At 67.4% G+C, this 25,299-nt stretch carries 27 protein-coding genes; 12 read left to right on the top strand and 15 right to left on the bottom strand.

The genetic code is table 11. The features are described 5' to 3' along the window. Window positions 1–3 precede the first annotated feature (3 nt). Both ACZZZN_RS11775 and ACZZZN_RS11770 read right to left on the bottom strand, forming a co-directional pair. Window positions 4–669, bottom strand: a complete 666-nt coding sequence (locus ACZZZN_RS11775) for a cation diffusion facilitator family transporter (protein ID WP_463505327.1) — start codon at window positions 667–669, stop codon at window positions 4–6. Continuing rightward, entirely contained in the window at window positions 669–1,001 is a 333-nt protein-coding gene (locus ACZZZN_RS11770; protein ID WP_463505326.1) for an ArsR/SmtB family transcription factor, read from the bottom strand. The genes ACZZZN_RS11775 and ACZZZN_RS11770 overlap by 1 nt, the downstream gene beginning before the upstream one ends. Before the next feature lie 129 nt (window positions 1,002–1,130). Between ACZZZN_RS11770 and ACZZZN_RS11765 the strand changes: the two genes are divergently transcribed. Then, entirely contained in the window at window positions 1,131–1,613 is a 483-nt protein-coding gene (locus tag ACZZZN_RS11765; protein ID WP_463505325.1) for a GNAT family N-acetyltransferase, read from the top strand. A 6-nt stretch (window positions 1,614–1,619) separates the two neighbouring features. Here the strand turns inward: ACZZZN_RS11765 and treZ are convergent, their stop codons facing one another. From treZ to ACZZZN_RS11745, 4 genes are read right to left on the bottom strand one after another with little or no spacing between them, the layout of a single operon-like run. Further along, on the bottom strand, window positions 1,620–3,377 hold the full coding sequence (gene treZ / locus ACZZZN_RS11760) for a malto-oligosyltrehalose trehalohydrolase (protein ID WP_463505324.1): 1,758 nt from the start codon (window positions 3,375–3,377) through the stop codon (window positions 1,620–1,622). Further along, the gene (treY, locus tag ACZZZN_RS11755) at window positions 3,374–5,722 is read right to left on the bottom strand and encodes a malto-oligosyltrehalose synthase (RefSeq protein ID WP_463505323.1); all 2,349 of its coding nucleotides are present in this window, start codon (window positions 5,720–5,722) and stop codon (window positions 3,374–3,376) included. Before treY ends, treZ begins: the two co-directional genes overlap by 4 nt. Beyond that, a complete protein-coding gene (glgX, locus tag ACZZZN_RS11750) occupies window positions 5,719–7,929 on the bottom strand; it encodes a glycogen debranching protein GlgX (protein WP_463505322.1) in 2,211 nt (736 codons plus the stop codon). The genes treY and glgX overlap by 4 nt, the downstream gene beginning before the upstream one ends. Beyond that, window positions 7,926–8,210, bottom strand: coding sequence for a hypothetical protein (locus ACZZZN_RS11745; RefSeq protein ID WP_463505321.1), 285 nt, complete (start codon window positions 8,208–8,210; stop codon window positions 7,926–7,928). Before ACZZZN_RS11745 ends, glgX begins: the two co-directional genes overlap by 4 nt. Before the next feature lie 127 nt (window positions 8,211–8,337). Here ACZZZN_RS11745 and ACZZZN_RS11740 point away from each other — a divergent pair, with 127 nt between their 5' ends. Together ACZZZN_RS11740 and thrC are read left to right on the top strand one after the other, a co-directional pair. Then, complete coding sequence (locus ACZZZN_RS11740) at window positions 8,338–8,832, top strand: methylated-DNA--[protein]-cysteine S-methyltransferase (protein WP_463505320.1); 495 nt, start codon at window positions 8,338–8,340, stop codon at window positions 8,830–8,832. 87 nt (window positions 8,833–8,919) lie between these two features. Further along, complete coding sequence (thrC, locus tag ACZZZN_RS11735; RefSeq protein WP_463505319.1) at window positions 8,920–10,323, top strand: threonine synthase; 1,404 nt, start codon at window positions 8,920–8,922, stop codon at window positions 10,321–10,323. A gap of 31 nt (window positions 10,324–10,354) precedes the next feature. Here thrC and ACZZZN_RS11730 read toward each other — a convergent pair whose 3' ends face one another. The 4 genes from ACZZZN_RS11730 to ACZZZN_RS11715 all read right to left on the bottom strand — a co-directional run bounded on the left by ACZZZN_RS11730 (window position 10,355) and on the right by ACZZZN_RS11715 (window position 12,640). Beyond that, window positions 10,355–10,783: a VOC family protein gene (locus ACZZZN_RS11730; RefSeq protein ID WP_463505318.1), complete on the bottom strand. Its 429-nt coding sequence runs from the start codon at window positions 10,781–10,783 to the stop codon at window positions 10,355–10,357. Window positions 10,784–10,862: 79 nt separating this feature from the next. Then, window positions 10,863–11,129, bottom strand: coding sequence for a thioredoxin family protein (locus ACZZZN_RS11725; protein WP_463505317.1), 267 nt, complete (start codon window positions 11,127–11,129; stop codon window positions 10,863–10,865). A 63-nt stretch (window positions 11,130–11,192) separates the two neighbouring features. Continuing rightward, window positions 11,193–11,591 (bottom strand): hypothetical protein, encoded by a 399-nt coding sequence (locus ACZZZN_RS11720; RefSeq protein WP_463505316.1) that lies wholly within the window; start codon window positions 11,589–11,591, stop codon window positions 11,193–11,195. Window positions 11,592–11,629: 38 nt separating this feature from the next. After that, entirely contained in the window at window positions 11,630–12,640 is a 1,011-nt protein-coding gene (locus ACZZZN_RS11715) for an FUSC family protein (RefSeq protein ID WP_463505315.1), read from the bottom strand. Between the two features lie 140 nt (window positions 12,641–12,780). On the opposite strand from ACZZZN_RS11715, the gene ACZZZN_RS11710 reads away from it, so the two are divergent. Both ACZZZN_RS11710 and ACZZZN_RS11705 read left to right on the top strand, forming a co-directional pair. Then, the gene (locus tag ACZZZN_RS11710; protein WP_463505314.1) at window positions 12,781–14,124 is read left to right on the top strand and encodes a M20/M25/M40 family metallo-hydrolase; all 1,344 of its coding nucleotides are present in this window, start codon (window positions 12,781–12,783) and stop codon (window positions 14,122–14,124) included. Window positions 14,125–14,182: 58 nt separating this feature from the next. Then, window positions 14,183–15,637: an MFS transporter gene (locus ACZZZN_RS11705; RefSeq protein ID WP_463505313.1), complete on the top strand. Its 1,455-nt coding sequence runs from the start codon at window positions 14,183–14,185 to the stop codon at window positions 15,635–15,637. A 2-nt stretch (window positions 15,638–15,639) separates the two neighbouring features. On the opposite strand, the gene ACZZZN_RS11700 is transcribed toward ACZZZN_RS11705, so the two are convergent. Both ACZZZN_RS11700 and ACZZZN_RS11695 read right to left on the bottom strand, forming a co-directional pair. After that, window positions 15,640–15,918 carry a hypothetical protein gene (locus tag ACZZZN_RS11700; RefSeq protein WP_463505312.1) on the bottom strand — a complete coding sequence of 93 codons (279 nt, stop codon included), beginning with the start codon at window positions 15,916–15,918 and terminating at the stop codon, window positions 15,640–15,642. 140 nt (window positions 15,919–16,058) lie between these two features. Further along, window positions 16,059–16,826, bottom strand: coding sequence for a siderophore-interacting protein (locus ACZZZN_RS11695; protein ID WP_463505311.1), 768 nt, complete (start codon window positions 16,824–16,826; stop codon window positions 16,059–16,061). 103 nt (window positions 16,827–16,929) lie between these two features. Here ACZZZN_RS11695 and ACZZZN_RS11690 point away from each other — a divergent pair, with 103 nt between their 5' ends. From ACZZZN_RS11690 to ACZZZN_RS11675, 4 genes are read left to right on the top strand one after another with little or no spacing between them, the layout of a single operon-like run. Beyond that, window positions 16,930–17,922, top strand: coding sequence for a siderophore ABC transporter substrate-binding protein (locus ACZZZN_RS11690; RefSeq protein WP_463505310.1), 993 nt, complete (start codon window positions 16,930–16,932; stop codon window positions 17,920–17,922). Window positions 17,923–17,978: 56 nt separating this feature from the next. Next, a complete protein-coding gene (locus ACZZZN_RS11685; protein ID WP_463505309.1) occupies window positions 17,979–18,983 on the top strand; it encodes an iron chelate uptake ABC transporter family permease subunit in 1,005 nt (334 codons plus the stop codon). Further along, window positions 18,976–20,001 carry an iron chelate uptake ABC transporter family permease subunit gene (locus ACZZZN_RS11680; RefSeq protein WP_463505308.1) on the top strand — a complete coding sequence of 342 codons (1,026 nt, stop codon included), beginning with the start codon at window positions 18,976–18,978 and terminating at the stop codon, window positions 19,999–20,001. Before ACZZZN_RS11685 ends, ACZZZN_RS11680 begins: the two co-directional genes overlap by 8 nt. Further along, the gene (locus ACZZZN_RS11675; protein WP_463505307.1) at window positions 19,998–20,753 is read left to right on the top strand and encodes an iron ABC transporter ATP-binding protein; all 756 of its coding nucleotides are present in this window, start codon (window positions 19,998–20,000) and stop codon (window positions 20,751–20,753) included. The genes ACZZZN_RS11680 and ACZZZN_RS11675 overlap by 4 nt, the downstream gene beginning before the upstream one ends. Window positions 20,754–20,789: 36 nt before the next feature. Here ACZZZN_RS11675 and ACZZZN_RS11670 read toward each other — a convergent pair whose 3' ends face one another. Genes ACZZZN_RS11670 through ACZZZN_RS11660 form a run of 3 tightly spaced genes read right to left on the bottom strand, consistent with a single transcriptional unit; the run spans window position 20,790 to window position 22,720 of the window. After that, window positions 20,790–20,987 (bottom strand): hypothetical protein, encoded by a 198-nt coding sequence (locus ACZZZN_RS11670; protein WP_463505306.1) that lies wholly within the window; start codon window positions 20,985–20,987, stop codon window positions 20,790–20,792. A gap of 34 nt (window positions 20,988–21,021) precedes the next feature. Then, the gene (locus ACZZZN_RS11665; protein WP_463505305.1) at window positions 21,022–21,981 is read right to left on the bottom strand and encodes a DNA-3-methyladenine glycosylase family protein; all 960 of its coding nucleotides are present in this window, start codon (window positions 21,979–21,981) and stop codon (window positions 21,022–21,024) included. A 34-nt stretch (window positions 21,982–22,015) separates the two neighbouring features. Then, window positions 22,016–22,720 carry a winged helix-turn-helix domain-containing protein gene (locus ACZZZN_RS11660; protein ID WP_463505304.1) on the bottom strand — a complete coding sequence of 235 codons (705 nt, stop codon included), beginning with the start codon at window positions 22,718–22,720 and terminating at the stop codon, window positions 22,016–22,018. Between the two features lie 325 nt (window positions 22,721–23,045). On the opposite strand from ACZZZN_RS11660, the gene ACZZZN_RS11655 reads away from it, so the two are divergent. From ACZZZN_RS11655 to ACZZZN_RS11645, 3 genes are all read left to right on the top strand, one after another. Continuing rightward, on the top strand, window positions 23,046–23,354 hold the full coding sequence (locus tag ACZZZN_RS11655) for a GNAT family N-acetyltransferase (protein WP_463505303.1): 309 nt from the start codon (window positions 23,046–23,048) through the stop codon (window positions 23,352–23,354). Window positions 23,355–23,409: 55 nt separating this feature from the next. Continuing rightward, the gene (locus tag ACZZZN_RS11650) at window positions 23,410–23,874 is read left to right on the top strand and encodes a DIP1984 family protein (protein ID WP_463505302.1); all 465 of its coding nucleotides are present in this window, start codon (window positions 23,410–23,412) and stop codon (window positions 23,872–23,874) included. 266 nt (window positions 23,875–24,140) lie between these two features. Next, window positions 24,141–25,295: an exonuclease SbcCD subunit D gene (locus ACZZZN_RS11645; protein ID WP_463505301.1), complete on the top strand. Its 1,155-nt coding sequence runs from the start codon at window positions 24,141–24,143 to the stop codon at window positions 25,293–25,295. Window positions 25,296–25,299: the final 4 nt, after the last annotated feature.

Raw genomic sequence — 25,299 nt, 5'->3', positions numbered from 1 at the left:
CGTTCAGTGGTCGTGGTCGTGGTCGTGGTCGTCTTCGAGGAGCATGCCGATCGAGGTCGCACACGCATCGCCCTTCCACGCCTCGATTCCCTCGTGGATCGCGAAGGCTGCGATGACCAGGCCGGCGACGGCATCCGCCCACCACCAGCCCCACAGCGAGTTGAGTGCGAGGCCGGCGAGGACGGCGACAGAGAGATAGGTGCAGATCAGGGTCTGCTTCGAGTCCGCGACAGCGGTGGCCGACCCGATCTCCTGCCCTGCTCGGCGCTCCGCGAGCGACAGGAACGGCATCACGATCACGCTCACGGTCGTCAGCACGAGTCCGACGGTGCTGTGCTCGGGACGCTCGCCGGTGAAGAGCGCCAGCGCAGACGAGGCCGTCACATAGAACGCCAGGGCGAAGAAGGCGAGCGCGACCACACGGAGAGTCGGTTTCTCCCACCGCTCCGGATCTTTCCGCGAGAACTGCCAGGCGACGGCCGCCGCCGACAGCACCTCGATCGTCGAGTCGAGTCCGAAACCGATGAGGGCCGCCGACGATGCGACGGTGCCCGCGGCGAGAGCGACCACCGCCTCGATGACGTTGTAGACGATCGTGATGCCCACGATGATGCGGATACGGCGGTGGAGAACCGTGCGCCGTGAGGAAGAGAGCGTGGGCGGCGCCATCAGCAGGTGCACCCTTCGCCATCGCAGCACGTCGGATCGACGATGAGTGCGACCCGCATCATCTCGTCGAGCGCGGGCGCGAGGTGTCGATCCGCGAGTTCGTAGCGCGTGCGCCGGCCGTCCTGTGTTGCTGCGACGAGTCCGCAGCCGCGAAGGCAGGCCAGATGGTTCGAGAGCGTCTGTCGGCTGACGCCGAGTGCATCGGCGAGGTCGGAGGGATACGCCGAGGAGTCACGAAGGCTCAGCAGGATCGCTGCGCGCGTCGAGTCCGAGAGGGCGTGGCCCAGTCGTGCCACCGCAGCGGTATGGGTGAGAGAGGCGGAGAGGGTCACGGGTTCATAGTACAGAAAATGCTGAATTCAGATATGCGTGAATGAATGCGTTCTGAAGATGTCGTCGCAACACCGCGGAAACCTGCGGTCGGTACCGTGATCGAGTCACGGAGGAGGAGCTGAAGGAACATGGTTGTCACGGTCGAACGGGTCGAGTGGATGCATCGCGACGCCCAGCGTCTGCGCACAGCGCAGCGGGCGGAGCTCGACGCCAGGTACGGGAGCGATGACCATGAGCCCGGGGTGGCCCCGACCGCTGACGACGTTCCGGTCTTCCTGATCGCGAGGAACGAGGTCGGCGAGGCAGTGGTGTGCGGAGGGCTGCGACCGCTCGATGCCACGGTGCTCGGACCGGATGTCGCCGAGATCAAGCGCATGTACGCCGCCCCCGGGAGTCGTGGCACCGGTGCGGCGGTCGCCGTGCTGAGGACGCTCGAAGCGGAGGCGCAGCGCCTCGGCATCCGACGACTGGTACTCGAGACGGGCACCGCCCAGCCCGACGCGGTGCGCTTCTACCAGCGCGAGGGCTACTCGCCCATCCCGCTGTACGGTCACTATGTCGGCAGCGAACTCTCGCTGTGCTTCGCAAGGGATCTTCTTCCCGAGAGATGAACCGCCTCAGGTCGTCCGTCCGACGATGACCGCGGATTCCGGGGCGACGGTGATGCCGCTGTGATGGTGTCGCGATCGGGACGTCTCGAGCAGCACCTCGGCGCTGACGTCGACGTCGAACGCGACCTCGCTCTCCGTCAGATTCACGAGTACCGACGTCTGCCCTCGGTCGATCCGGAACGCCCTGGCCGCAGGCGCAGCCTCGGGGGTGAGGAGCGATACTCTCGTGCGCGTCTGATCGGGATCAGTGAGGTCGGGATTCCGTCGCCGCAGGGCGATGAGTCGGCGGTACAGGTCGAGCAGCTCAGCATGCGCCGGAGTGTGGCGCTCGTGCCAATCGAGATGCGAGCGATCGAAGGTGCCAGGGTCCTGCGGATCCGGAACCTGGGCGGGGTCCCATCCCATCTGCGCGAACTCGTTGATGCGGCCCTCCGCGGTGGCTCGAGCAAGCTCGGGCTCGGGATGCGAGGTGAAGAACTGCCACGGCGTCGAGGCGCCCCACTCCTCGCCCATGAACAGCATCGGAGTACCCGGTGCGGTGAGCGTGAGCACCGCAGCGACCGCCAGGCGCCCCGGGGTGAGAGATGCCGTGAGGCGGTCGCCGGCGGCTCTGTTGCCGATCTGATCGTGATCCTGCGTGAACGTGACCAGGCGCCATGCCGGCACATCGGCGGGCAGCGGATGACCGTGCGCCCGCCCGCGGAAGGACGAGAAGGTGCCGTCATGGAAGAACCCGTGCTCGGTGACTTTGCCGAAGGCCTCAGGAGCGGCGAAATCGGCGTAATACCCTTCCGTCTCGCCGGTCAATGCGACGTGCGCCGCATGGTGCCAGTCGTCCGACCACTGCGCGGTGAGACCATAGCCTCCGGCCTCGCGGGGAAGGATCAGGGTGGGGTCGTTGAGATCCGACTCGGCGATCAGGCTGAGAGGCCTGTCCAGCTGAGCCGAAAGTGCGTCGACGCGCTCGGACAGCTCATGGAGGATGTGCGGCGCCTCTCGATCGTGAAGGGCGTGCACGGCATCCAGGCGCAGACCGTCGACGTGCAGGTCGCGCAGCCACATCAGAGCGTTCTCGATGATGTACTCGCGCACCGCCGGCTCGTCGAGGTTCACCGACTCGCCCCAGGAGGTGTGCTCGCCGTCGCGCAGATACGGCCCGAACTCGGGCAGATAGTTGCCGCTCGGACCGAGATGGTTGTAGACGACGTCCTGGATCACTGCGAGGCCTCGCTGGTGCGCTGCATCGACGAAGCGCTGGTACGCGGCCGGTCCGCCGTAGGCCTCATGCACCGCGTACCAGAGCACGCCGTCGTAGCCCCAGTTCCAGGTGCCGCTGAACGCGTTCACCGGCAGCAGCTCGACGTGCGTGATGCCGAGGTCGACCAGGTGGTCGAGTCGCCCGATCAGCGCGTCGAGGGTGCCGTCGGGGGTGAAGGTGCCGACGTGCAGTTCGTAGATCACGGCTCCGGCGAGCTGCCGCCCCGTCCACTGCTGATCGGTCCACTCGAAGCGGGAGGCGTCGAACAGAGCCGACGGCCCGTGCACCCCTCGGGGCTGGCGGCGCGAGCGTGGATCGGGTCGAAGCTCGTCCCTGCCGTCGAGGAGGAAGCCGTAGCGCTCTCCCTCTGCCATCGCGACGTCTGCGCTCCACCATCCCGGTTCCGCCGAAGTCGGCGTCATGTCGTGCTCTGAGATCAGCACGCACGCGGGAGTCAGACGCCGCAGCCGCACGGTGTTCGCGCGGGGAGCCCACACCGAGATCATCGATCCTCCACCAGGAGCGCGACCGGATAGGTGTCGAGCAGGTCTGCCAGCGGAATCGGGCCTCCGTCGAAGCGCCGCCCCGTCAGAACATCGACGGCGGTGAGGTCGGGCCGCATCAGCACGGTGTCTCCCCAGCCGCCTCGACGCGCCAGACCGACAGGCAGTCGAGTGGCCACAGCGAGCGCGCCGCCGCGGTCCATCGCGATCGCATGGTCGGATGCTTGGCCGGCGACGATCGCCGGCCGATAGCCCTGGAACCGGTCGGCGTGGTCGCGCCGCATGCGCAGCGTCCGCGAGGTGACGAGCAGCTTCGCGAGACCGGAGTCGTCGATCGGAGGAAGGATGCCGTGGGCGGCATTCTCGTCGAGTCGGCGCAGCATGTCGGATCGTGCGGAGAAATCGACGGGTCGACGGTTGTCGGGGTCGACGAGCGAGTGGTCCCACAGCTCAGTGCCCTGGTAGACGTCGGGAACACCGGGGCCAGCGAGCTGGAGCAGCTTCGCGGACAGCGAGTTGACGCGGCCGGGGGCGACGATCTCGGTGACGAACCGCTCGACGATGTCTCGCGCCGAGCCGTTGGCGGCCTCGGCGATCGCCGTGACGCCCTTCTCGAACTCGGCGTCGGGATGCTGCCATTCAGTGGCCTCTGCGGCTTCGCGAGCGGCCTTGAGACCGTAGGCGGTCAGCCGCTCCGTCGAGACGGGCCACGCTCCCACGACCGCCTGCCACAGGAGCGCGTCGAGGGGGCCGTGTCCGGTCGAGGCGACGGCGCGGAGTTCCGTCAGCGTCTCGGACCAGCGCTCAGGCACCTCAGCGAGCACCGACAGCCGGGCGCGGACGTCTTCGGAGCGCTTCGTGTCGTGCGTCGACAGCGTGGTCATCGAGTGCGGCCATGAGGCGAGTCGTGACCGCTGCGCATCGTGGAACGAGTCGACCGAGAGCGAACCGATCGAGGGGTCGCCACCGACTTCAGTCAGGGTGCCCAGCCGGGTGAAGCGGTAGAACGCGGTGTCCTCCACGCCCTTCGCCATCACCGCTCCGGTGACCTGCGGGAACCGCTCAGCCACCTCGAGCGTCGTATCGAACAGCAGCGGCGCGAGCTCGGCGATCGACTCGGCGAGATCGGGCCGTCGACGGGAGGCGTCATCGATCGCGTGCTGCAGATGCTCGCGCCCCGCCGGCAGATACGCGCGGTACACCGGGAAGCTCGCGATGATCTCGGTCAGAGCATCCTCCGCTCCGACGATGCCGAACGGCAGCGCGCGCACCAGTCGGCGGATCTCGGACTGCAGGATCTCGTCGGCGACCTTCCGCTTCGTGGTGAGGATCAGATCGTGCCACGGCTGCGCGACCGGCAGACCGGTCTCGGCGCGCAACCGGGCGTCGAGGGCGTCGAGTTCGTCGACGCCCGACTGGTCGATCAGGACCCGATCGATCTCGACCAGCGCGTCGTAGCCGGTCGTGCCGTCGGTGCGCCACCAGGAGGGCAGCTCCTCGCCGGGCTCCAGGATCTTCTCGACCAGGGTGTAGGCGGCGCCGGTCGCGTCGGCGAGACGTTCCAGATAGTCGCCGGGGTGCGCAAGCCCGTCCGGGTGGTCCACCCGCAGTCCGTCGGCGAGTCCGTCGGTGATCCACCGCGCGATCTCCCGGTGCGACTCGTCGAACACGTCCGCAAGCTCGACGCGGATGCCCGCGAGCTCCGAGACGGCGAAGAAGCGGCGATAGTCGAGATCGGTGTTCTGGTCTTCCCAGAACCGCAGCTCGTAGTGCTGGGCGTCGAGCAGAGCAGGAAGATCCTCTGCCAGAGCTCCGGTTCCGGGAGCCAGCGGCAGCACGTGATCGAAGTAGCTCAGGGTTCCGTCGGGAGCATCGTCCGCGGGGGTCGTGTCGATGACGATCTCCCCCGCGGCGAGAACCTCGGCGGGCGAAGACCCCAGGATCGGGAGTCGCACCCGACCCTCTGACACCCTCTTGCCGACGTCGAAGGCCATCGCGTGCTTCGATGCCCGACCGAGCCGCAGCATGTCCCACCACCAGGGGTTGGCGCGGGGGAGCGCCACTCCGACATGGTTCGGGACGATGTCGACCAGGATGCCGAGGTCCGACGCGCGCGCGGCGGCGGAAAAGCGCTCCAGCCCCTCGGGGCCGCCGCGGGCGTCGTCGACCCGGGAATGGTCGACGACGTCGTATCCGTGGTCAGAACCCGGCACGGCCGCGAGCAGTGGCGACAGGTAGGCCCAGGAGACGCCGAGGTCGGCGAGGTACGCCGTGACCGCCGCGGCGTCGTCGAGCGTGAAGCCCGCCCTGATCTGGAGTCGATATGTGGAGAGCGGACGTCGGGTCATCGAGGCAGCTCCGCGGTGGGGGCCGGCGCCGGCGCCTCGGACTGCTCGGTCTGAATGCGCAGCGACGCCTCGACCGAATTGTCCGTCGACACCACGGTGCGGTCGACGTCGCGCAGCACGATGAGCGAGTGAGCCTCGAGTGAGACCGCTGCGCCCGGATCCAGCGTCGCGCCGTCGGCCCGCTCGCCCGCTGTGTCGATCATGACCTCCCACGCATGGCCGTGCCGCTCGTCGGGCAGAGCGACCTCGACGGCATCCGTCCCGCTGTTGAAGTAGACGAGAAAGTTCTGGTCGGTGACCGGGCGACCGCGACGGTCCTTCTCGCGGATCCCCTGACCGTTCAGGAAGACTCCGATCGCGAGGCCGAAGCCGGAATCCCAGTCCTCCGGTTCCATGCGACGGCCATCCGGACGCAGCCAGACGACATCGGGTACGCGCTCGCCGTCCTCCGACCGCACCGGCCGGCCGTCGAAGAAGCGGCTGCGTCGGAACGTCGGATGGTCGCGACGAAGCCGTGCCACCGCAGCGGTGAACTCGACGAGGGGGCGATCCGCGGCATTCCAGTCGACCCAGGTCAATTCGTTGTCCTGGGCGTACCCGTTGTTGTTGCCGGCCTGCGTGCGCCCGAGCTCATCTCCGTGAGCGATCATCGGCACACCCTGCGACAGCAGCAACGTCGCCAGGAAGTTGCGCTGCTGTCTGGCGCGGATGCGGTTCACGTCCTCGTCGTCGGTCGGCCCCTCCACACCGTTGTTCTGTGAGCGGTTGTGGGACTCTCCGTCGTTGTTGTCCTCGCCGTTCGCGTCGTTGTGCTTCTCGTTGTACGAGACCAGGTCACGCAGTGTGAAGCCGTCGTGCGCGGTGACGAAGTTGATGGATGCCACCGGGCGCCTGCCGGAGTGCTCGTAGAGGTCGGCGGAGCCGGTGAGGCGTGACGCGAACTCGCCCAGAGCCTGGGGCTCTCCTCTCCAGAAGTCGCGCACGGTGTCGCGGTATTTGCCGTTCCACTCGGTCCACTGTGGCGGGAAGTTGCCCACCTGGTATCCGCCGGGCCCGACGTCCCACGGCTCGGCGATGAGCTTCACCTGAGAGACGATCGGATCCTGCTGCACGAGCTCGAAGAACGCCGCGAGGCGATCGACGTCGTAGAACTCGCGCGCGAGGGTCGACGCGAGGTCGAAGCGGAAGCCGTCGACGTGCATCTCGGTGACCCAGTAGCGCAGCGAGTCCATGATCAGCTGCAGCGCGTGCGGGTTGCCGGCGTTGAGGCTGTTCCCGGTGCCCGTGTAGTCGGTGTAATACCGACGGTCCTCTTCGAGGCGGTAGTAGGCCTCGTTGTCGATGCCTCGCATCGACAACATCGGGCCCATGTGGTTGCCCTCGGCGGTGTGGTTGTAGACCACGTCGAGGATGACCTCGATGCCCGCGGCGTGCAGAGCGCGCACCATCGCCTTGAACTCCTGCACCTGCTGACCGTGCTGTCCGCTCGACGAGTAGTCGTTGTGGGGCGCGAAGAACGCGAGGGTGTTGTAGCCCCAGTAGTTCGTCAGGCCCTTCTCCAGCAGAGTGGAGTCGTACACGAACTGGTGCACCGGCATCAGCTCGATCGCGGTGACCCCCAGATGCACGAGGTGCTCGATGACCGACGGGTGCGCGATCGCCGCATACGTGCCGCGCAGCTCTTCGGGAACGTCGGGGTGCAGTTCGGTGAGGCCCTTGACGTGCGCCTCGTAGATGACGGTCTGCGCGTACGGCGTCTTCGGCAGGCGGTCGCCGGCCCACTCGAAGAACGGGTTGATGACGACGCCCTTGACCATCGTGGCGGAGGAGTCGTCGTCGTTGCGGGAGTCGGGGTCGCCGAAGTCGTAGCCGAAGAGCGGCTGTCCCCAGTCGATGCGCCCCGCCACTGACTTGGCGTACGGGTCGAGGAGCAGCTTGTTCGGGTTGAACCTCTGACCCTGGGCGGGCTCGTAGGGGCCGTGCACGCGGTATCCGTAGAGCTGGCCCGGCTGCACCGAAGGCAGGTAGCCGTGCCACACGAACGCGTCGACCTCTTCGAGAGGTACGCGCTCTTCGTTGCCGTCGTCATCGAAGAGGCACAGCTCGACCTTCTCGGCACCTTCGCTGAACAGCGCGAAGTTCGTGCCCTGTCCGTCGAAGGTCGCCCCGAGGGGGTACGGCGAACCGGGCCAGACGTCGTGGCTCACAGAGCGCGCCGAGTCGCGACGGCGCGGTGCAGGACGGTCTTCACGGCGTCATGGAAATCATGCACCTGCGCGATCTCGTCAGCCTGGTGATAGGGGTGTCCGACATAGCAGACGAACACCGGATGCACGTGTTCCACGTAGCCGATGGGGCCGTCGTGGAGCACGACGTAGCGGTCGAGGTCGACGCGTTCGTACAGGGGCTCGACAGGCGTGGTCGCTTTCGCGGGAGCCTGGCCTTCTACGGGCTGGTGGTCATGCGCGGTATGGGTCTTCGCAGTCATGATGGCTCCTGATTCTGTTGATGATGTACACGCTAAGAGGTGAGAACCGGAAGCGGAATACCATTGCCTCCACATCTCAAAGGCGCTAGGTCCAGGTCGCTGCCCCGAGTCGCGGTACCCTCTCGCCATGCCCTCGTTCGGAACCCTGCTCTCTCCCGTCGGCGAGATCGGCGTCGTGAGCGACGGGGCGGCGATCCGGAGGGTCACCTGGCGCTCGGGGGCACCGGCCGAGACGGATGCCGAGCCCGACGCGCTGCTCGCAGAAGCGCTCGCCCAGCTGACGGCGTACTTCGCCGGCGCGCTGCGGGAGTTCGACCTGCCCGTGGATCTCGGCAGGCAGACCGACACCACCCGGTCGGTGCTGATGGCGCTCTACGAGACGGTCGGTCACGGAGAGACGCTGACCTACGGCCGGCTCGCTCGGCGCAGCGGCACCGAGGTGCCCGCGCGAGGGATCGGCGCGATCATGGGCGCCAATCCGGTGCCGATCATCGTGCCCTGCCATCGCGTCGTCGCGGGCGACGGGCTGGGGGGATACTCCGGCGGCGCACCGGGACAGGGGCTGGCGACCAAGCGATGGCTGCTCGAACACGAGGGGGCGCTGCCCACATCCTTGTTCTGATCGCGGGGATCTGCGCGTTCGCGCACTCACCTCTCGGCCACCTGCGACAATGGAGGTCCCGTGCCGATTCCGATCCGAGGAGCACCCGTGCAGTACATCTCCACCCGAGGCGGCATGCAGCCGCTGCCGTACTGCGAGACCCTGCTCGAAGGGCTCGCCCCCGACGGCGGGCTGGCAGTTCCCGAGACCATGCCCACCGTCGACGGTGAGACGCTCGAGCGCTGGCGTGCACTGACGTATCCGCAGCTGGCGACCGAGGTGCTGGGGCTGTTCGCCACCGACATCCCTCGGGTCGATCTCGCGCGCATGACCGCCGCCGCCTACGAACCGTTCCCCGAAGAGGTCGTGCCGCTGCGCTCGATCGGCGATGATCTCACGCTCGTGGGTCTGTCCGAGGGGCCGACCCTCGCGTTCAAGGACATGGCCATGCAGTTCCTCGGCCAGGTCGTCGAGTACGCGCTCGAGCGCAAGGGCTCGGTGCTGAACATCCTCGGCGCGACGTCCGGTGACACCGGGTCCGCGGCCGAGCATGCCCTCCGTGGCAAGGACCGCATCTCGGTCTTCATGCTGTCGCCCAAGGGACGCATGAGTGCGTTCCAGCGCGCTCAGATGTTCTCGCTCGACGATGAGAACATCCACAACATCGTCGTCGACGGCGTCTTCGACGACTGCCAGAACCTCGTCAAGGTGCTCGCCGGTGATCTCGCCTTCAAGCGCGCTCAGAACATCGGTGCCGTCAACTCGATCAACCTGGCCCGCATCACCGCACAGGTCGTCTACTACTTCTGGGCGTGGCTGCGGGCGACGGATGCCGGTGGGTGGACCGAGGTGTCGTTCACTGTTCCGTCCGGCAACTTCGGCAACATCCTCTCGGGCTTCTTCGCGAAGCAGATGGGCCTCCCGATCCGCCGACTCGTGCTCGCTGCGAACGAGAACAACGTCCTCGACGAGTTCTTCCGCACCGGCGTGTATCGCCCACGCAGTGCCGCTCAGACGCTCGCGACCTCCAGCCCGTCGATGGACATCTCCAAGGCGTCGAACCTCGAGCGCTTCATCTTCGAGCTCGTCGGCCGCGACGCGGCTCGGGTCGTGAGCGCCTGGCAGGACCTCGACACGCAGGGGCACTTCGACTTCACCGCAGACCTCGCGCGCTTCGTCGAAGAGTTCGGGATCGTGAGTGGAACATCCACCCACGACGACCGTCTCGCGACCATCGCGTCGGTCTACGAGTCCACGGGCGACATCATCGACCCGCACACCGCCGACGGAGTGAAGGTCGCGCGGGAGTACACGGAGCCCGGTGTGCCGATGCTCGTGCTCGAGACTGCGAAGCCGCAGAAGTTCGCTGACACGATCCGCGAGGCGATCGATGTCGAGCTCGACTACTCGCCAGAGCTGCGCGAGATGCTCGACGCTCCGCAGCGGACGACCGAGATGGCAGACGACGAGCATGAGCTCCGCGCCTTCATCGAGGCGAACGCTCTGCGCTGAGCCGAGGCCTGACAGCGAACGTCGGCCCGGTTCATTCCGGGTCGCCGTGCAGCATCCACGGCACTCCGAAGCGGTCGACGAGCATCCCGAACGTGCCACCCCACGGAGGGGTGTCGAGTGGCATCGTGATGGCGGCGCCGTCGGACAGGGCGTCCCAGACAGCCTGTGTCTTCTCCTGTGTGTTGCCGCTCAGCGAGACCGAGAAACCCTGCGGCGGTTCGAAGGGCATGCCGTCGGGTGTATCGGACCCCATGAGCACGAGCCCGTCGGAGGTCGTGAGCTGAGCGTGCATCACGAGGTCTTTCTGGTCGGGGTTCTGGACCATGTCGGGGAACTCGCCGAACACGTTGATCTCGAGATCACCGCCGAGCACGCTCTGATAGAACTCCATCGCCTGCCGCGCTTCGGTGCGGAACGAGAGATACGGGTTGAGATTCGCCACGGTGCTGCCCCCAGTCATGTGATGCGGAGTCGGCACCGACCCGCTGCAGGTCATTCTTCGCCGGGGGTCGGACATTCGCAAGAGCGAGCGCGCAGGATCAGCCGGGCAGCGCCCTGACCGCGGCCGTGAGCACCTGGGGAACGGTCGGCACACCTTCGGCGCGGAACACCTCGGTGCCCTCGGCGTCGCGGATGATGACGGTCGGTGTGAAGCGGATGTCGAGCGCTTCGGCGGCGTCGGGCTCGCGGGCCACATCGATCTCGGTGACCGTGGCATCCGGCAGGAATCGTGCGGCATCGGTCACGACCGAGCGGGTGCGCGAGCAGGCTCCGCAGAACGCGGATGTGACGAGCGTCAGTTCCATCGGGATCCCTTCCAGTCCTCCCGGTGCAACCGGCGGCGTGCTCTGGGTGTTCCCGGCGCCGGGTCAGAACTCGGTCCGCTTCACCAACCCGCGGTTCGTACGGATGTGCTCGTAGTCCCACTGGATCAGGCGTGACTCGGCGAGCCAGCCGGTGAGGGCTGCGGTGTCGACGTCGGCGGCATCGAGGTATCTCGCTTCGGCTGCCTGGAACGTCCCTGACGCGGTGAGGCCAGCGCCCGCGAACGACTGGCCGCTCCAGAACATCAGACGTACGGCATCCTTCAGTCGGTGGTAGCCGACGATCGGATTGCCGTCGAGGAACCACACCGGATGCGCGTGCCACACCTTGCCCGAAGCTTCGGGGAGTCCCTGTTCGATCGCCGTGGCGAGTAGGTCGCAGATCTCGCGATCCTGCGGAGCGAGGGTGCGGTGATACTCGTCGATCTCGGGCGCGCGGCTCATGGTGCGAGTATGGCCTGCGCGCAGGTCGGCGTCGAGTGTCAGTCGTTCTTGGCGTCGGCGCGCGGGTGGAGCAGGCCGGATGCGGCGCCGAGGGCTGCCCCGACGACGGTGTCCACGATGCGTTCGAACGCGACATCCATCGATCCGATCTCGCCGGTCGCTGCGCCGGTCAGCAGAAGCACCAGCGGAGTGATGAACACGAGTGCCAGGGCGTAGTGACGCACCACGACGAGCTCGATCGTGAACTGCAGGGCGCCCAGCAGCAGCGCCAACCACAGGCCGGACGGATGCAGCAGCGCGAGCAGCGCGTACACGCCGGCGCCGACGACGGTGCCGAGCATCCGGTGCAGTCCGCGCTGCACGGCGGCACGACGCGCGGCCGCGACACCGATCACGGCGACGGCGGAACCGACGATCCAGTACGTCCGCGTCGGATCGATCACCAGGCCCAGCAGCACTCCGATCACGGCGACGATGGCGACCCGCAGGAGGAGCATGCGTGAATCGGCTGTGAAGGTCGGGCCGGGCAGCAGCTCTCGCAGCGGTCGCGCCGTGATCGTGCGCGCACGGGGGAGGAGCAGGGGAGCCATCGCGACCAGATACGAGAACAGACAACCCGCCGCGAGCGCAGCGATGTAGACGAGCGGTGCGATCGGCGAACTCGCGACGACGTGGGCCGACAGCCCGAAGACCAGCACGAAGAACAGGGGGCCGGGAGGACCCAGACGGAATCCGAACGCCAGGGCTGCGCTGACGATCGCCACGACGACGACGCCGATGCTCACGAGCCAGGCGTTCGCCGAGAGGACGACGCCGAGGGCTGCGCTGATGATGAGGCCCAGCGCGACGAAGGGCAGCATCCTCGCCCGGTCGATGGCAGGCGCGGTGCCGGCGAACAGCACGGTGAAGGCGCCGGATGCCGCGATGTACCCGAGCGACGGTTCGCCGAGAAGGGTCATGACGGCGATCGGGACGGCGATTCCGAGAGCCGCCTGCGTCGCCAGGTGCCAGCGCGGACCGCGCTTGGGGGCCAGGGTGAACAGACTCACCCCTTGATTGTCTCGCGTCCAGTGCGTTCCGCGGGACGCGGGGGACACGCTCCGGTCGCAGTCGGTGCCGTGCGAGCGGGCTCCGGGCGGCAGGAAGTGCGACCGGAGTGCAGGCGGAGACAGGAAGGCGCGGCGATACGATGGCCGACGTGACCGAACCTCGCCCCGGAATCGCCGAGCGCCTCGCGCAGATGATCCAGTTGCCGACGGTGTCGGCCGAGCTCGAGGAGCGTGGGGCCGGGCCGTTCGAGGATTTCGTCAGGTTGATCGCCGACCTCTATCCGCTGGTCCACGAGAAGCTGACGCTCGAGCGGCACACCGACTTCGGACTGCTCCTCCACTGGATCGGCAGCGGGCTCACGTCCGAAGATCCGGTCGTGCTGATGGCGCACTACGACGTGGTGCCTGTCGATGAGAGCGACGCATGGACGCATCCGCCGTTCGCCGGTGTCATCGCCGACGGCATCGTCTACGGACGTGGAGCTCTCGATGACAAGGGTCCGCTGATCGTCGTGCTCGAAGCGGTCGAGAACCTGCTCGCCGACGGGTTCGTTCCCGCACGCGACGTCTACCTCTCGTTCGGCGGGAACGAGGAGACCTACGGCCGCGCGGCGGAGGAGATCGCACGGGTGCTCCGCGAGCGCGGCATCGTCCCGTGGCTGGTCGTCGACGAGGGAGGCGCGGTCGTCGACGCTCCGCTGCCGTTCGTGCCCGGGCGTGCGGCCATGATCGGTGTGGGGGAGAAAGGCGTGATGACGCTCACCCTGTCGGCGCGCGGCGAGGGCGGTCATGCCTCGGCGCCCCCGGCGCTCACCGCCGTGCGTCGAGTGGCGCGGGCCGTCGACCGGCTCGGCCCCCGCACGTTCCGACCGCGGCCCTCGAAGGCCATCGGGCGGATGCTGACACAGCTCGGCGCCCAGACGCCGGGGCCGGCTCGGCATCTCCTCCGTCTGCTCGGATCCGCGCCGTTCCTCACCGGTCGGGTCTTCGCAGCTCTCGGCGGTGAGCCGGCCGCCCTCGTGCGCACGACCGTGGCGCCCACGATGCAGTCAGGCGGAACGGCAGCTAACGTCCTGCCGTCGCAGGCCTCAGCGACCGTGAACCTGCGGATCGCACTGGGCGAGACCACGCAGCAGACCGTACTGCGGGTGCGTCGGCGCATCCGGGATCCGCTGGTGGTGGTGAAGGTCGAGGAGGCGAGCGAGCCGTCGCCCGAGTCTGCGACCGACAACGCCCAGTTCGCCCTGCTGGCCGACGCGCTCTCGGTGTCGCACCCGGGCGTTCCAGCCGTGCCGTACGTGATGATGGCGGCGACGGATTCGCGCCATTTCCACCGCTTCGCGCCCGCCGTCTATCGCTTCGCCCCGCTCGACATGTCGAACGCACAGCGCGCGTCGATTCACGGCGTGGATGAGAACGTCGAGATCGCCGCCCTCGAGCGGGGCGAGCTGTTCCATCGCTCCCTCCTCGAGCGACTAGGGTGATCTCACCCTTCCCCGGGCGCCTGGACGCCCGGATCAGCCTTTTCATCGAGGAGTCGCGATGACGCGCAGTCGGACTCTGGGCACCCTGGCGACGGTCGTCGGGTTCCTGGCCTTCGTCGAATTCACCAGCGGTGTCCTGCAGGGCTACTACACGCCCATGCTCACCGACATCGCGCGGCACCTCGGCATCCATGACGCCGATGTCAACTGGCTCGAGGGCACACAGCTCATGCTCTCGGCGCTCGTCGTGCCGGCCTTCGCGAAGCTCGGCGACATGGTCGGCCACAAGCGGATGCTGTTGATCTCGACCGCTCTGACCGCCGCGGCGGCGCTCGTCCTGCCCTTCACCGACTCCTTCCCGGTCTTCCTCATCGGCTGGACGCTGATGGGGTTCTACGTCGTCTGGCTGCCGCTGGAGATCGCGCTGATCTGGTCGCGCTCGCGTCGGATGGAGGGTCGGTCCTCGATCACGGCGAAGGCCGCAGGGCTCCTCGTCGCGGCACTCGAGGGTGGCGCGATCATCGGTGCACTCGTCGGCGGCGCGCTGATCGACGTGCTGCCGCTGACGGTCGTGCTCCTGATCCCCGCCATCCTCATCGTCGTCTGCTTCTTCGTGATCCTGTTCGGGGTGAAGGAGTCGCCAGATCCGACCGGTGGCGTGTTCGACACGGTCGGCGTCGTGCTCATCTCGATGGCGCTCATCTGCTTCACCGGCGGGCTCAGCCTGCTGCGTCTCGAGGGCGGGCTAGTCAACCCGTGGTCGTGGGCTGTCGTCGCGCTCGGCCTCCTGCTCGTCATCCCGTTCGTCCTGTGGGAGCTCCGCTGCGACGATCCGCTCATCGACGTGCGCATGTTCCGCTCGCCGGCGCTCGGCCCGGTGTTCCTGACAGCCGGCCTGTTCGGAGTCAGCGTCCTCGGTGCCCAGGCGCCGCTGTCGACCTTCGCGCGCACCGACCCGGGCGTGTACGGCTACGGACTCGGAACCACGGGCTTCGCGACCTCCTTGATCATCGGCCTGTATCTGATCGCGATGATCGCCGGTGCCCTGCTGTTCCCGGTGATCGCCCGACTCCTCACTCCGCGCGTCACGCTGATGGGAGCATCGCTGCTCGTCGGCGTCGGATTCCTGCTGTTCCTCCCCTTCCACGACTCGTACCTGCAGGTCGTCACGAACATGGTCGTCGTCGGACTCGGATCCGGCGCGCTCGTCGCTGCGCTTCCTGCTGCAGCCGCGTCGGCGGCTCCCGCCACCCAGACGGGGGTCGCGACGGGCTTGACGAACTCGGTCAAGACCGTGGGTGGGGCGATCGCCTCGTGCATCTTCGGCATCGCGCTGCTGAACGGCGTGAGCGGCGCGGTAGAGGGCACAGCCGGATCCTTCGCCGGGTACATCACCGTCTGGGTGGTCTGCGGTGTCACGGCACTCGTGGCTGCCGCGATCCTCGTGTTCGTGCCGAAAGAGGCGTTCACCGACCGGGCGGATGCCGAGGCGGTCGCCGCGCCGATCGTCTGACGTCAGTCGCGGTCGAGTCCGAAGGAGCGCTTGATCACGGCCTGCATGTCGCGGTCGAGCCCGTCGATGCGGGTGTTCACGGTGTCGAAGCGGGCGTTCATCTCGGTGCGAAGTCCGCCGATCTGGGCGTTCATCTCACCGCGGAGCCCGCCTACCTCCCCGCGGAGTCCGCCGATCTCGGCGCGGACGACGCGGATGAACAGGGTCGATACGACAGTCAGCATTCCGAGCATGAGCGCAGTGAACGAACCGATCATCGTCCAGATCTGAGCGTCGTTCATGAGGTGCACCGTGTCATCCTCGCATCGTTCCAGACCGCGCATCAGGATCGGTCTCGCTGTATACCGTCATCCCGACGAGCGGGGAGAACTCGCGGTGTGCCACTGGTGTGCAGAACAGGCCCGCGGCGTCGAGCTCTCCGTCAATGCGGCGCGTGGTACTCAGCCTCGCCGCGCTTCCAATAGCCCTTCACCACGGCACGCGCCGCCTCGATGCCCCAGCGCTCCAGCAGCGCGCGCCCTGGCTTGACGATCGACTGCTCGGCCGCGATGAACACGAACGGGTCGTCGCCGATCGAGTCCTCTGTCGTCAGTCCTTCGAGGAACGCGATGAGCGCCGATCCCGAGGGAGCAGCATCCCGATGCAACCACTCGATGTCGAAAGGCGCTTCGATGTCGATCTCGCGCCCGGCAGAGACCGTCTCGATCACGATTCGCGCGGCGACATCCGTGGGGATGAGCGTCGCGAAGCGCCGGATCGCGGGGATCGCGGTCTCGTCGCCGACCAGAAGCCAGGAGCCGGGCGCGCCCGTCAGCACCATCGATCCGCGGGGTCCGCCGACGCCGATCGATGATCCGAGGGGAGCGGTGGCTGCCCAGGGTGCGGCGATGCCGGCGTCGCCGTGCACTGCGAACTCGACGTCGAGCCAGTCCGCGCCCCAGGCGAGGGGTGTGTATTCGCGACTCGGCGCCGCGCGCATCTCCTCGACGGTGTCGACCGGTCCGGACGGGAAGAAGAGGCGCACGTGATCGTCGGATCCGGGCGAGTCGAACCCCTCGAGATCGCCGCCGGTGAGGCGCACGCGGACGAAGTCGGGGGCGAGCCATTGCCTGGCGCTCAGTGTCACCGTGCGGAACCGCAGGTCGAGCCCGCGACGCTCGATCGAGAAGCCGGATTTCGTATCGCTCATAAAGTAAGGCTAACCTATCTTTCAGATCGAAGTTAGGTATGCCTAAGTCGATTGTCCTGCGCCACTCGTGCGCGTTTCCACACCGCAGAACAGGAGTCTCTCCATGTCCGTGCCCAGAATCCTCACCGCTACGAGCGTCGGCATCGTCGGCCTTCTCGCCCTCGCAGGGTGCTCCACCGCAGCCGAGGCCGAACCGGAAGAGACGGAAGCCGCTGCGACATCGGTCACGATCGAGGACAACACCGGCGAACATGAGATCGCGACGCCTCCGGCATCCGTCGTGGCCCTCGACAACCGCACCTTCCAGACTCTGTCCGACTGGGGAGTCGAGCTCGCAGCCGGCGCGGTCGCCCTCATGCCCGACACCGTCTCGTACCTCGATGACGAGTCCATCGTCGACATCGGACTCCACAGCGAGCCGAACCTCGAGGCGATCGTCGCCGTCGAGCCGGATCTGATCATCAGCGGACAGCGCTTCACCCAGCACAACGAGGCGATCGCCGATCTGGTGCCCGACGCCACGATCATCGACCTCGAGCCGCGCGACGGCGAGCCCTTCGACGCGGAGCTGAAGCGGCAGACCACCGTGCTCGGCGAGATCTTCGGCAAGCAGGACGAGGCGCAGGCGCTCGTCGACGACTTCGACGAGGCGGTCGAGCGCGCCAAGGCGGCGTACGACGATTCGGCCACCGTGATGGCGGTCAACACCTCGGGTGGCGAGATCGGCTACCTCGCTCCGACCGTCGGACGATCCCTCGGCCCGATCTACGACATCCTCGGCCTCACTCCTGCTCTCGAGGTCGACGACGCCAGTGACGACCACCAGGGCGACGACATCTCGGTCGAGGCCATCGCCGCGTCGAACCCTGATTGGCTGCTCGTGCTCGACCGCGACGCGGTCTTCGCCGCCGAGACGCCCGACTACGTGCAGGCGTCCGAGATCCTCGTGAACTCCGAGGCCCTGGCCGGCGTCACCGCGGTCGCCGACGAGCAGATCGTCTACATGCCCACCGACACGTACCTCAACGAGGGCATCCAGACCTACACGACCTTCCTCAACGACTTCGCCGACGCCCTCGAGGCCGCACAGAAGTGACCCCCGGCGTGGCGGCATCCGATTCTCGGTCGGATGCCGTCACTCGGTGCTCCGTCATGAACCGTCTCGTCTCCACCGATTCGCTCCGCTCCGCCCGGCCGCTCCGATCCGCCGGGCGGCTCTTCGACGTGAAGCTGCTGATCGGCGTCGTCATCGTCATCGCACTCCTCGTCGTCTCGCTCTTCACCGGGGTCTATGACATCGCGGGTGCCGCCGACGGCGCCGAGATGTTCCAGATCACCCGCATCCCTCGCACGATCGCGCTCGTGCTCGCGGGTGCTGCGATGGCCATGGCTGGCCTCGTGATGCAGCTGCTCACCCAGAACCGCTTCGTCGAGCCGACCACCACCGGCACGACGGAGTGGGCGGGGCTGGGCCTGCTGACCGTGATGGTGCTCGTGCCGCAACCCTCGATACCGCTGCGCATGGTCGGTGCGATCGTCGCCGCATTCATCGGCACCATGGTGTTCTTCGCCTTCCTCCGCCGCGTCTCGCTCACCTCGTCGCTGATCGTGCCGATCGTCGGCATCATGCTGGGCGCCGTGGTGGGCGCGGTGTCGACGTACTTCGCGCTCGCCACCGACTCTCTGCAGGCGATCGGCGTCTGGTTCGCGGGCAGCTTCACATCGGTGCTGCGAGGGCAGTACGAGATGCTCTGGATCGTCGCCCTGGTGGGGGTCGTGATCTTCTTCGTGGCGGACCGCCTCACCATCGCCGGACTCGGCGAGGAGATCGCGACGAACGTGGGTGTGAACTACGACCGGGTCATCCTGCTCGGCACTGCCCTCATCGCCGTCACGACCGGCGTCGTCACCGTGGTCGTCGGCAACCTGCCGTTCCTCGGACTGATCGTCCCTAATATCGTCTCGATGGTGCGCGGCGACGATCTGCGCAGCAATCTGCCATGGGTCTGCCTTCTCGGCATCGCCATCGTCACGGTCTGCGACATCATCGGGCGCACGATCATCATGCCCTTCGAGGTGCCGGTGTCGCTGATCCTGGGGGTCGTCGGCGCAGTCGTGTTCATCCTCCTGCTCCTGAGACAGCGCCGTCGTGGCTAGCGCGCTGGAATCCGGCACCCGCGCGTCCGGGTCATTCACCACACCGCATGCGCGGCATCGCTACATCGTCGTGCTCGGCATCCTCCTCGCGCTCTCGGTGATCTTCGCCTTCGGCCTTCTCGCCTGGGACAACCCGATGGCGGTCGGCTCTGCCGGATTCTGGCGCATCGCGCAGCATCGAGCGACGAACGTGACGGTCATGGTGGTGGTCGCGATCGCACAGGCCATCGCGACGGTGAGCTTCCAGACCGTCACGAACAACCGCATCATCACGCCGTCGATCATGGGCTTCGAGTCGCTGTATCGCGTCGTGCAGACCACCACCGTCTATCTCTTCGGCGTCGCAGGTCTCGTCGCCATCCAGGGCGTCTGGCAGTTCGGGCTCCAGGTCGTGATCATGGTCGCTCTTGCGATGGCGCTCTACGGCTGGCTGCTCTCGGGCCGGTACGGCAATCTGCACCTCATGCTCCTCGTCGGGATCATCATCGGCGGGGGACTCGGCGCGATCTCGACCTTCATGCAGCGTCTGCTCACCCCCAGCGAGTTCGACGTGCTGGCGGCGCGACTGTTCGGCAACGTGTCGAATGCCGATGCGTCGTATCTTCCGCTGGCGATCCCGCTGTGTCTTGCCGCTTCGGCCCTGCTGTGGGTGCGTTCCCGACGCCTCAACGTGATGGCGCTGGGATCGGATGCTGCTCGCTCGCTCGGACTCGACCACAAGCGCGAGCTCTACATCGTGCTGTTCCTGGTCGCTGTGCTGATGGCGACGTCGACCGCGCTCGTCGGTCCGATGACCTTCCTCGGGTTCCTCGTCGCGACTCTGGCCTATCAGTTCGCGGAAACCCACGACCACCGACTGATCTTCCCGGTCGCGGTGCTCACCGCCTTCACGATCCTGGCGGGTGCGTACTTCGTGATGAAGAACGTCTTCTACGCCCAGGGCATGGTGTCGATCCTCATCGAGCTCGTGGGTGGCATCGTGTTCCTCATCGTCATCCTCAGAAAGGGCCGACTGTGATCGCACTCCACGGCGTCCGCCGTGATTACAGCAGCGAGGTCGCGATCGGCCCCGTCGACCTCGAGATCCCGGCGGGCGGCATCACAGCCCTGATCGGTCCGAACGGCGCGGGCAAATCGACTCTGCTGACCATGATCGGCCGGCTCGGCGGGATGGACGCGGGAGCGATCGAGATCGCCGGATACGACGTCGCGACCACGAAGTCGAAGGACCTGGCGAAGATCGTCTCGGTGCTGCGTCAGGAGAACCATTTCGTCACTCGGCTCACCGTTCGCCAGCTCGTCGGGTTCGGTCGCTTCCCGCATTCGCGGGGGCGGTTGACCCGGGCGGATGAGGAGATCGTGAGCCGCGCCATCGACTTCCTCGATCTCGGCGAACTCGAGAGCCGCTATCTCGACGAGCTCTCGGGTGGGCAGCGTCAGCGCGCCTACGTCGCGATGGTGCTGGCGCAGGACACCGAGTTCGTGCTGCTCGACGAGCCGCTCAACAACCTCGATATGAAGCACGCGGTGCAGATGATGCAGCACCTGCGGCGTGCATCCGACGAGCTCGGGCGAACGATCGTCATCGTGCTGCATGACATCAACTTCGCGGGGCACTACGCCGATCACATCTGCGCCATGAAGGACGGCGAGGTGGTGGAGTTCGGGTCGCCTCGCGAGATCATGACCGACGAGGTGCTGACCCGCGTGTTCGACACCGCGGTGCAGGTCGTCGACGGCCCGTCCGGACCCCTCGCGGTGTACTACTGACGATCCTGTGGTGGGGCGGTCGGTGTCGGAGCCGCGTTAGAGTTCGACGCCGTGGTCTTCGTCGTTGACGCCCGCATTCCGCCCACGTCGAGATTCGTATCCGATGAACCAGCCGAGCCACACGATGGCGGCCAGCAGGATGCCGAGCCAGACGTTCTGGAAGATCAGGCCGATCACGACGCCGAGGACGAGCAGCCCTGCGGTCACGGAGAAGCGGAGCGCGTTGCGGGACATGCGTTCAGCCTAGAGTGCCGGGGGCGCCGGAGGGTCAGCGATTCCGATGGTCCTCAGGTGACAGGCGCGGGCCACGCCTCGCCTCGCTGATCCCGCTCGCGAAGATGAGTCTGATCACGCGCTGTCGGTGCCCCATCCACGGGGCGAGAAGCTCGAGCATCCCGTCGTCGTCGGTCCTGTGGCCGGTGAGGGCATGGCCGACCTCGTGGGCCAGGTGGTAGTCGCCGACGCTGACCGCGTCGGGGTCTCCGAGCGCCCGGATCCGCGTCTCGGCAGACGTCCAGACTCCGATGCCCGGCAGGCTCGTGAGCACGCGGTCGCGGTCGTCGCCGGTCTCGGCAGCGAGCAGTGCGCGCGAGACGCTGTCACCTCGTGCCGCCGTGCGGACGATCGTCTTGGACTGCGGAGGCTGAACACCGGCTCGGTGCCATTCCCACGAGGGGATCGCCCGCCACTGGGCTGACGTCGGCGCGGCGTGCATCGGTCGGGGTGTGGGACCGGGGGCGCGCTGCCCATGCTTCGTGACGAGCACGCGCCACGCACGAAACGCCTCGAGACCGGTGACCTTCTGCTCGAGGATCGCGCACGCGAGCGCATCGAAGACCTCGCCGGTCTTCGCCAGACGGATGCCCGGGGTGCGCCGCGCGACCTCTGCGATGAGGGGGTGGTGCGCAGGGACGAATCCCTCCTGATCGTCGTGAGCTCCGCAGAGCATGGGCACGGTGTCGAGGGCCTCATCGGCCCCGGCGCCCCAGGCCGTCGCATGCACGTCGGCACCGACAGAGCGGAGGGCGATGGTCGCAGGGCCGTGAGGGGTGCGCACGGTCCGCCAGATCACGGATCCGTCGAAGACCATCGTCGGGTCACCAGGCCCGCGGCGGAGCATGCCGACCGTGCGACGCAGATCGAGCGGGTGCGCAGGGCGGTAGACGGTCTCGCGCGTGACGGCGGATGCAGACGCTCCGGCGGCTGCGGCATCAGCGGTCAGGGACATGCCCCCACGGTACGCCGCGGTTCTGACACCGGCCTCAGAAGCGGTCGGGCGACGGTGTGCCGTGGCCGTAGCGGATGACGACGTCGGCGTGGCGGTCGAAGCGATAGCCGATACCACGCACGGTGCGCACGATGTCCTCGTAGCGGCCGAGCTTGGCGCGCAGTCGCCGCACGTGCACGTCGATGGTGCGCTCGCCCGGGGTCTCGTCGTCCTGCGCCTGCCACAGGGCCGACACCAATTCGCTGCGTTCGATCGTGCGCCCTTCGCGAAGCACGAGGTACTGCAGCAGTTCGAACTCCTTGTAGGTGAAGGCCGCTGACTCGCCGTCGATCAGCACGCGCTTGCGGGAGATGTCGACGACGACGCCGCCTTCTTCGTCGACCGTCTCCTCCTCTGCCGCCGCCTTGGTGCGGGCGATGGCTCCGGGCTCCTGCAGTGCGAGGCGCACGACGTCGAGATCGCGTCCGCCCGAGCCATGAGGTGCGAGGGCGACCGTCGCGTGGGTCTCGGCGCCGGGAGCGAGCTCGGCGAGAGTGCGACGAAGCGCGTCGACGAGCAGGGGAAGACTCACGCCGGCCTCTGCGGCCTTGATCTCATCGAGACCGACGTAGAGAGCGAAACCTCGCGGAGAGCGCACCGCGGGGAGATCTGCGGCGAGCGGGCCCCCATCGGTCTGCGCCGGAACAGTGCGGACGGTCGTGGCGAGGGAGGGACGCTCGAGAAGAGTGGTGTTCGACATGATGATGAAGTCCTCAGGATGTGAGCCAGTAGAGGCTCGGATGCGTTGCATGAATGACCGGGCGAGCCGGGAGAGCGAGCAGGGGTGGGTGCTCGGAGACCGATCTCGCAGATCGCGAGGGTCAGGTCAGACGGGGTGGCTGTTCGTTCAGCGACACATTCGGCAACACATGCCAACGCGACCGGGCATCATCATCCCGGCAGTCCTGTTCGCCTCCTGGGCGGACAAAGGGCTTGCGTTGGTAGTCATGGGGGGATTATGTCGCAAGAAGTCCGGGCGTGTCAAAACGGTCATTCGTAAAGGATCTGGGCGTAACGTGAGGCAGGTGAGCACTTCATCCTTGGCATCCGGGTTCATCCTCACCGACGAGAGAGACGCCTCGCGGTACACGCTGGTTCGCGACGGGCAGCTCGTCAGTGTGCTCGACTATCGCGACGACGGGAACACGATCGCCCTGACACGGGCCTTCACAGTCCCGACTTTCCGTGGCCACGGTTACGCGGGAGCGGTCGTCGAGGGCGCCGTCGCCGACATCGAAGCGCGCGGAGATCGCAAGGTCGACGCGGTGTGCTGGTATGTCGCTGACTGGTTCGCCGCTCACCCCGATCACGCCGCCCTGTTGCGCTCACGGTGACCCTTCAGACCGTGTGACGCTGTGTTACACGGTGTCGCTCTGCGAGGATGACTGCATGAAACTCGCCGAGGCCCTCACCGCCCGTGCCGATCTGCAGCGCCGGATCGAGCAGCTGCGTGTCCGCATCACGGCGAACGCGCGGTACCAGGAGGGTGAGGAGCCGGCGGAGGATGCCGCTGCTCTGCTCGTGGAAGCGGATGCCGATCTCGCACGGCTGCGCGAGCTGATCCGCCGGATCAACGCGACCAACTCCCGACTCGAGCTGGGCGTCGACGGCACCATGACCGACGCGCTCGCCGCGCGGGATGTGCTTCGGCTCCGGCACTCGCTGCTGGTGGATGCCGCCGCGGCGGCATCCGGCGCATCGACCGTGTTCCGCCAGATGCGATCGGAGCTCCGGCAACTGGCCGCGCTGCCCGTCGCCGATCTGCGGGCACAGGCGGATGCGGCGGCGAAGGAGCTGCGTGAGCTCGACAACCGGATCCAGCAGGCGAACTGGACCCACGAACTGGAGGAATAGAGCGGAAGTCGGTAGTCGCGTCGAGGCGGACACACCCCCAGCCGGAGGGGCAATTCCGGCCCTGTCGGGCGGAGGGCAGCCCAGATTCGCATCGCGCAGCCCCGCACCCCACACAGGTGACCGCGCATGAGCACGGTGCATCACCACGTGTCGATCGGCGCGACGAGGGTGGGTCAGGGGACCTTCCGCTCCTTTCCTCGGTATCTCCTCACCGTTCAGCGGCACGCCTCGGACCGAATGTCGGTGGTGGTTCGTAGCGTGTGAACATGCGAATCCTGCACACCTCCGACTGGCACATCGGCCGCACCTTCCATGGCAACTCGACCATGGACGCGCTGGCCGAGGTGCTCGGGGCGCTCACCGAGCAGGTGCGGGAGAACTCGGTCGACGTCGTCGTGGTGGCCGGTGACGTGTTCGACTCCGCGACGCCTGCCGGTGCCGCCTACACGCTTCTCGGCGATGCGCTGGTCGCCCTGCACGAGACCGGCGCTCGCGTGATCGTCACCAGCGGCAACCACGACTCTGCCGCCCGTCTGGGATTCCAGGCGCGCCTGCTGCGCGACGGCATCCACGTGCTCACCGATCCGCTCGCGATCGGTGAGCCGGTCACCGTGACCGACGAAGACGGGCCTGTGCAGTTCTTCGGCATCCCGTATCTCGAGCCGGCCATCGTGAGGCAGCATTGGGGCGATGCCGAGCTGCGCACGCAGGCACAGACGCTCGCGCACGCCATGGACATCGTCCGCGGGGCACTTCAGCAGAACCCCGGTCGTTCCGTGGCGATCGCGCACTGCTTCGCGGCGGGGGTCGACCCCACGGCCGGGCTGGAGCGCGAGGTGCGTCAGGGAGGACTCGACGTCGTGCCTCTCGCGGTGTTCGACGGCCCTGATTACGTCGCGCTCGGACACATTCACGGTCGCCAGCAGATCAGTGAACGGGTGCGGTACTCGGGGGCCCCTCTGCACTACAGCTTCGGCGAACAGGACAAGCCGCGGGGCTCGTGGCTGGTCGACCTCGATGCGACGGGTCTGACATCGGTCGAATGGCTGGATCTGCCCGTGCCGCGCAGACTCGTGACGATCACCGGACCCCTCGACGAGATCCTGTCCGCAGAGAACGTCGTAGCGCACGCCGACGACTGGGTCTGTGCGATCTACACTGATGCGCTGGCGCAGACCGAGCCGATGCGGCGGCTGCGCGAGCGTTACCCGCACTGCGCCATGGTGCAGCATCAGCCGTCCGAGACGGTGGAGAAGACCGAACGCTCCTACGTCGACCGGCTGCGCGGCGCCGTCACCGACGCGCAGCGTATCGAGGCCTTCCTCGAACACGTCCGCTCGGGGCACGGCGCGAGTGAGCGCGAAGACGAACTGATCCACGAGATCCTCGATGACCGCGTGCGCGCGGAAGCCCTGATCTAGTCCG

This window comes from Microbacterium sp. AC145 (assembly GCF_979258505.1).
The sequence above is the reverse complement of the archived record's forward strand: the minus strand, read 5'-3'. Positions and strand labels throughout refer to the sequence as shown.

Excerpts from the sequence above, each read along its gene's own strand:
- ACZZZN_RS11775 (WP_463505327.1), bottom strand. The coding sequence starts at position 669 with ATGGCGCCGCCCACGCTCTCTTCCTCACGGCGCACGGTTCTCCACCGC.
- ACZZZN_RS11765 (WP_463505325.1), top strand. The coding sequence starts at position 1,131 with ATGGTTGTCACGGTCGAACGGGTCGAGTGGATGCATCGCGACGCCCAG.
- treZ (WP_463505324.1), bottom strand. The coding sequence starts at position 3,377 with ATGATCTCGGTGTGGGCTCCCCGCGCGAACACCGTGCGGCTGCGGCGT.
- treY (WP_463505323.1), bottom strand. The coding sequence starts at position 5,722 with ATGACCCGACGTCCGCTCTCCACATATCGACTCCAGATCAGGGCGGGC.
- ACZZZN_RS11745 (WP_463505321.1), bottom strand. The coding sequence starts at position 8,210 with ATGACTGCGAAGACCCATACCGCGCATGACCACCAGCCCGTAGAAGGC.
- ACZZZN_RS11740 (WP_463505320.1), top strand. The coding sequence starts at position 8,338 with ATGCCCTCGTTCGGAACCCTGCTCTCTCCCGTCGGCGAGATCGGCGTC.
- ACZZZN_RS11730 (WP_463505318.1), bottom strand. The coding sequence starts at position 10,783 with ATGACTGGGGGCAGCACCGTGGCGAATCTCAACCCGTATCTCTCGTTC.
- ACZZZN_RS11725 (WP_463505317.1), bottom strand. The coding sequence starts at position 11,129 with ATGGAACTGACGCTCGTCACATCCGCGTTCTGCGGAGCCTGCTCGCGC.
- ACZZZN_RS11720 (WP_463505316.1), bottom strand. The coding sequence starts at position 11,591 with ATGAGCCGCGCGCCCGAGATCGACGAGTATCACCGCACCCTCGCTCCG.
- ACZZZN_RS11710 (WP_463505314.1), top strand. The coding sequence starts at position 12,781 with ATGGCCGACGTGACCGAACCTCGCCCCGGAATCGCCGAGCGCCTCGCG.
- ACZZZN_RS11705 (WP_463505313.1), top strand. The coding sequence starts at position 14,183 with ATGACGCGCAGTCGGACTCTGGGCACCCTGGCGACGGTCGTCGGGTTC.
- ACZZZN_RS11700 (WP_463505312.1), bottom strand. The coding sequence starts at position 15,918 with ATGAACGACGCTCAGATCTGGACGATGATCGGTTCGTTCACTGCGCTC.
- ACZZZN_RS11695 (WP_463505311.1), bottom strand. The coding sequence starts at position 16,826 with ATGAGCGATACGAAATCCGGCTTCTCGATCGAGCGTCGCGGGCTCGAC.
- ACZZZN_RS11690 (WP_463505310.1), top strand. The coding sequence starts at position 16,930 with ATGTCCGTGCCCAGAATCCTCACCGCTACGAGCGTCGGCATCGTCGGC.
- ACZZZN_RS11685 (WP_463505309.1), top strand. The coding sequence starts at position 17,979 with ATGAACCGTCTCGTCTCCACCGATTCGCTCCGCTCCGCCCGGCCGCTC.
- ACZZZN_RS11670 (WP_463505306.1), bottom strand. The coding sequence starts at position 20,987 with ATGTCCCGCAACGCGCTCCGCTTCTCCGTGACCGCAGGGCTGCTCGTC.
- ACZZZN_RS11665 (WP_463505305.1), bottom strand. The coding sequence starts at position 21,981 with ATGTCCCTGACCGCTGATGCCGCAGCCGCCGGAGCGTCTGCATCCGCC.
- ACZZZN_RS11660 (WP_463505304.1), bottom strand. The coding sequence starts at position 22,720 with ATGTCGAACACCACTCTTCTCGAGCGTCCCTCCCTCGCCACGACCGTC.
- ACZZZN_RS11650 (WP_463505302.1), top strand. The coding sequence starts at position 23,410 with ATGAAACTCGCCGAGGCCCTCACCGCCCGTGCCGATCTGCAGCGCCGG.
- ACZZZN_RS11645 (WP_463505301.1), top strand. The coding sequence starts at position 24,141 with ATGCGAATCCTGCACACCTCCGACTGGCACATCGGCCGCACCTTCCAT.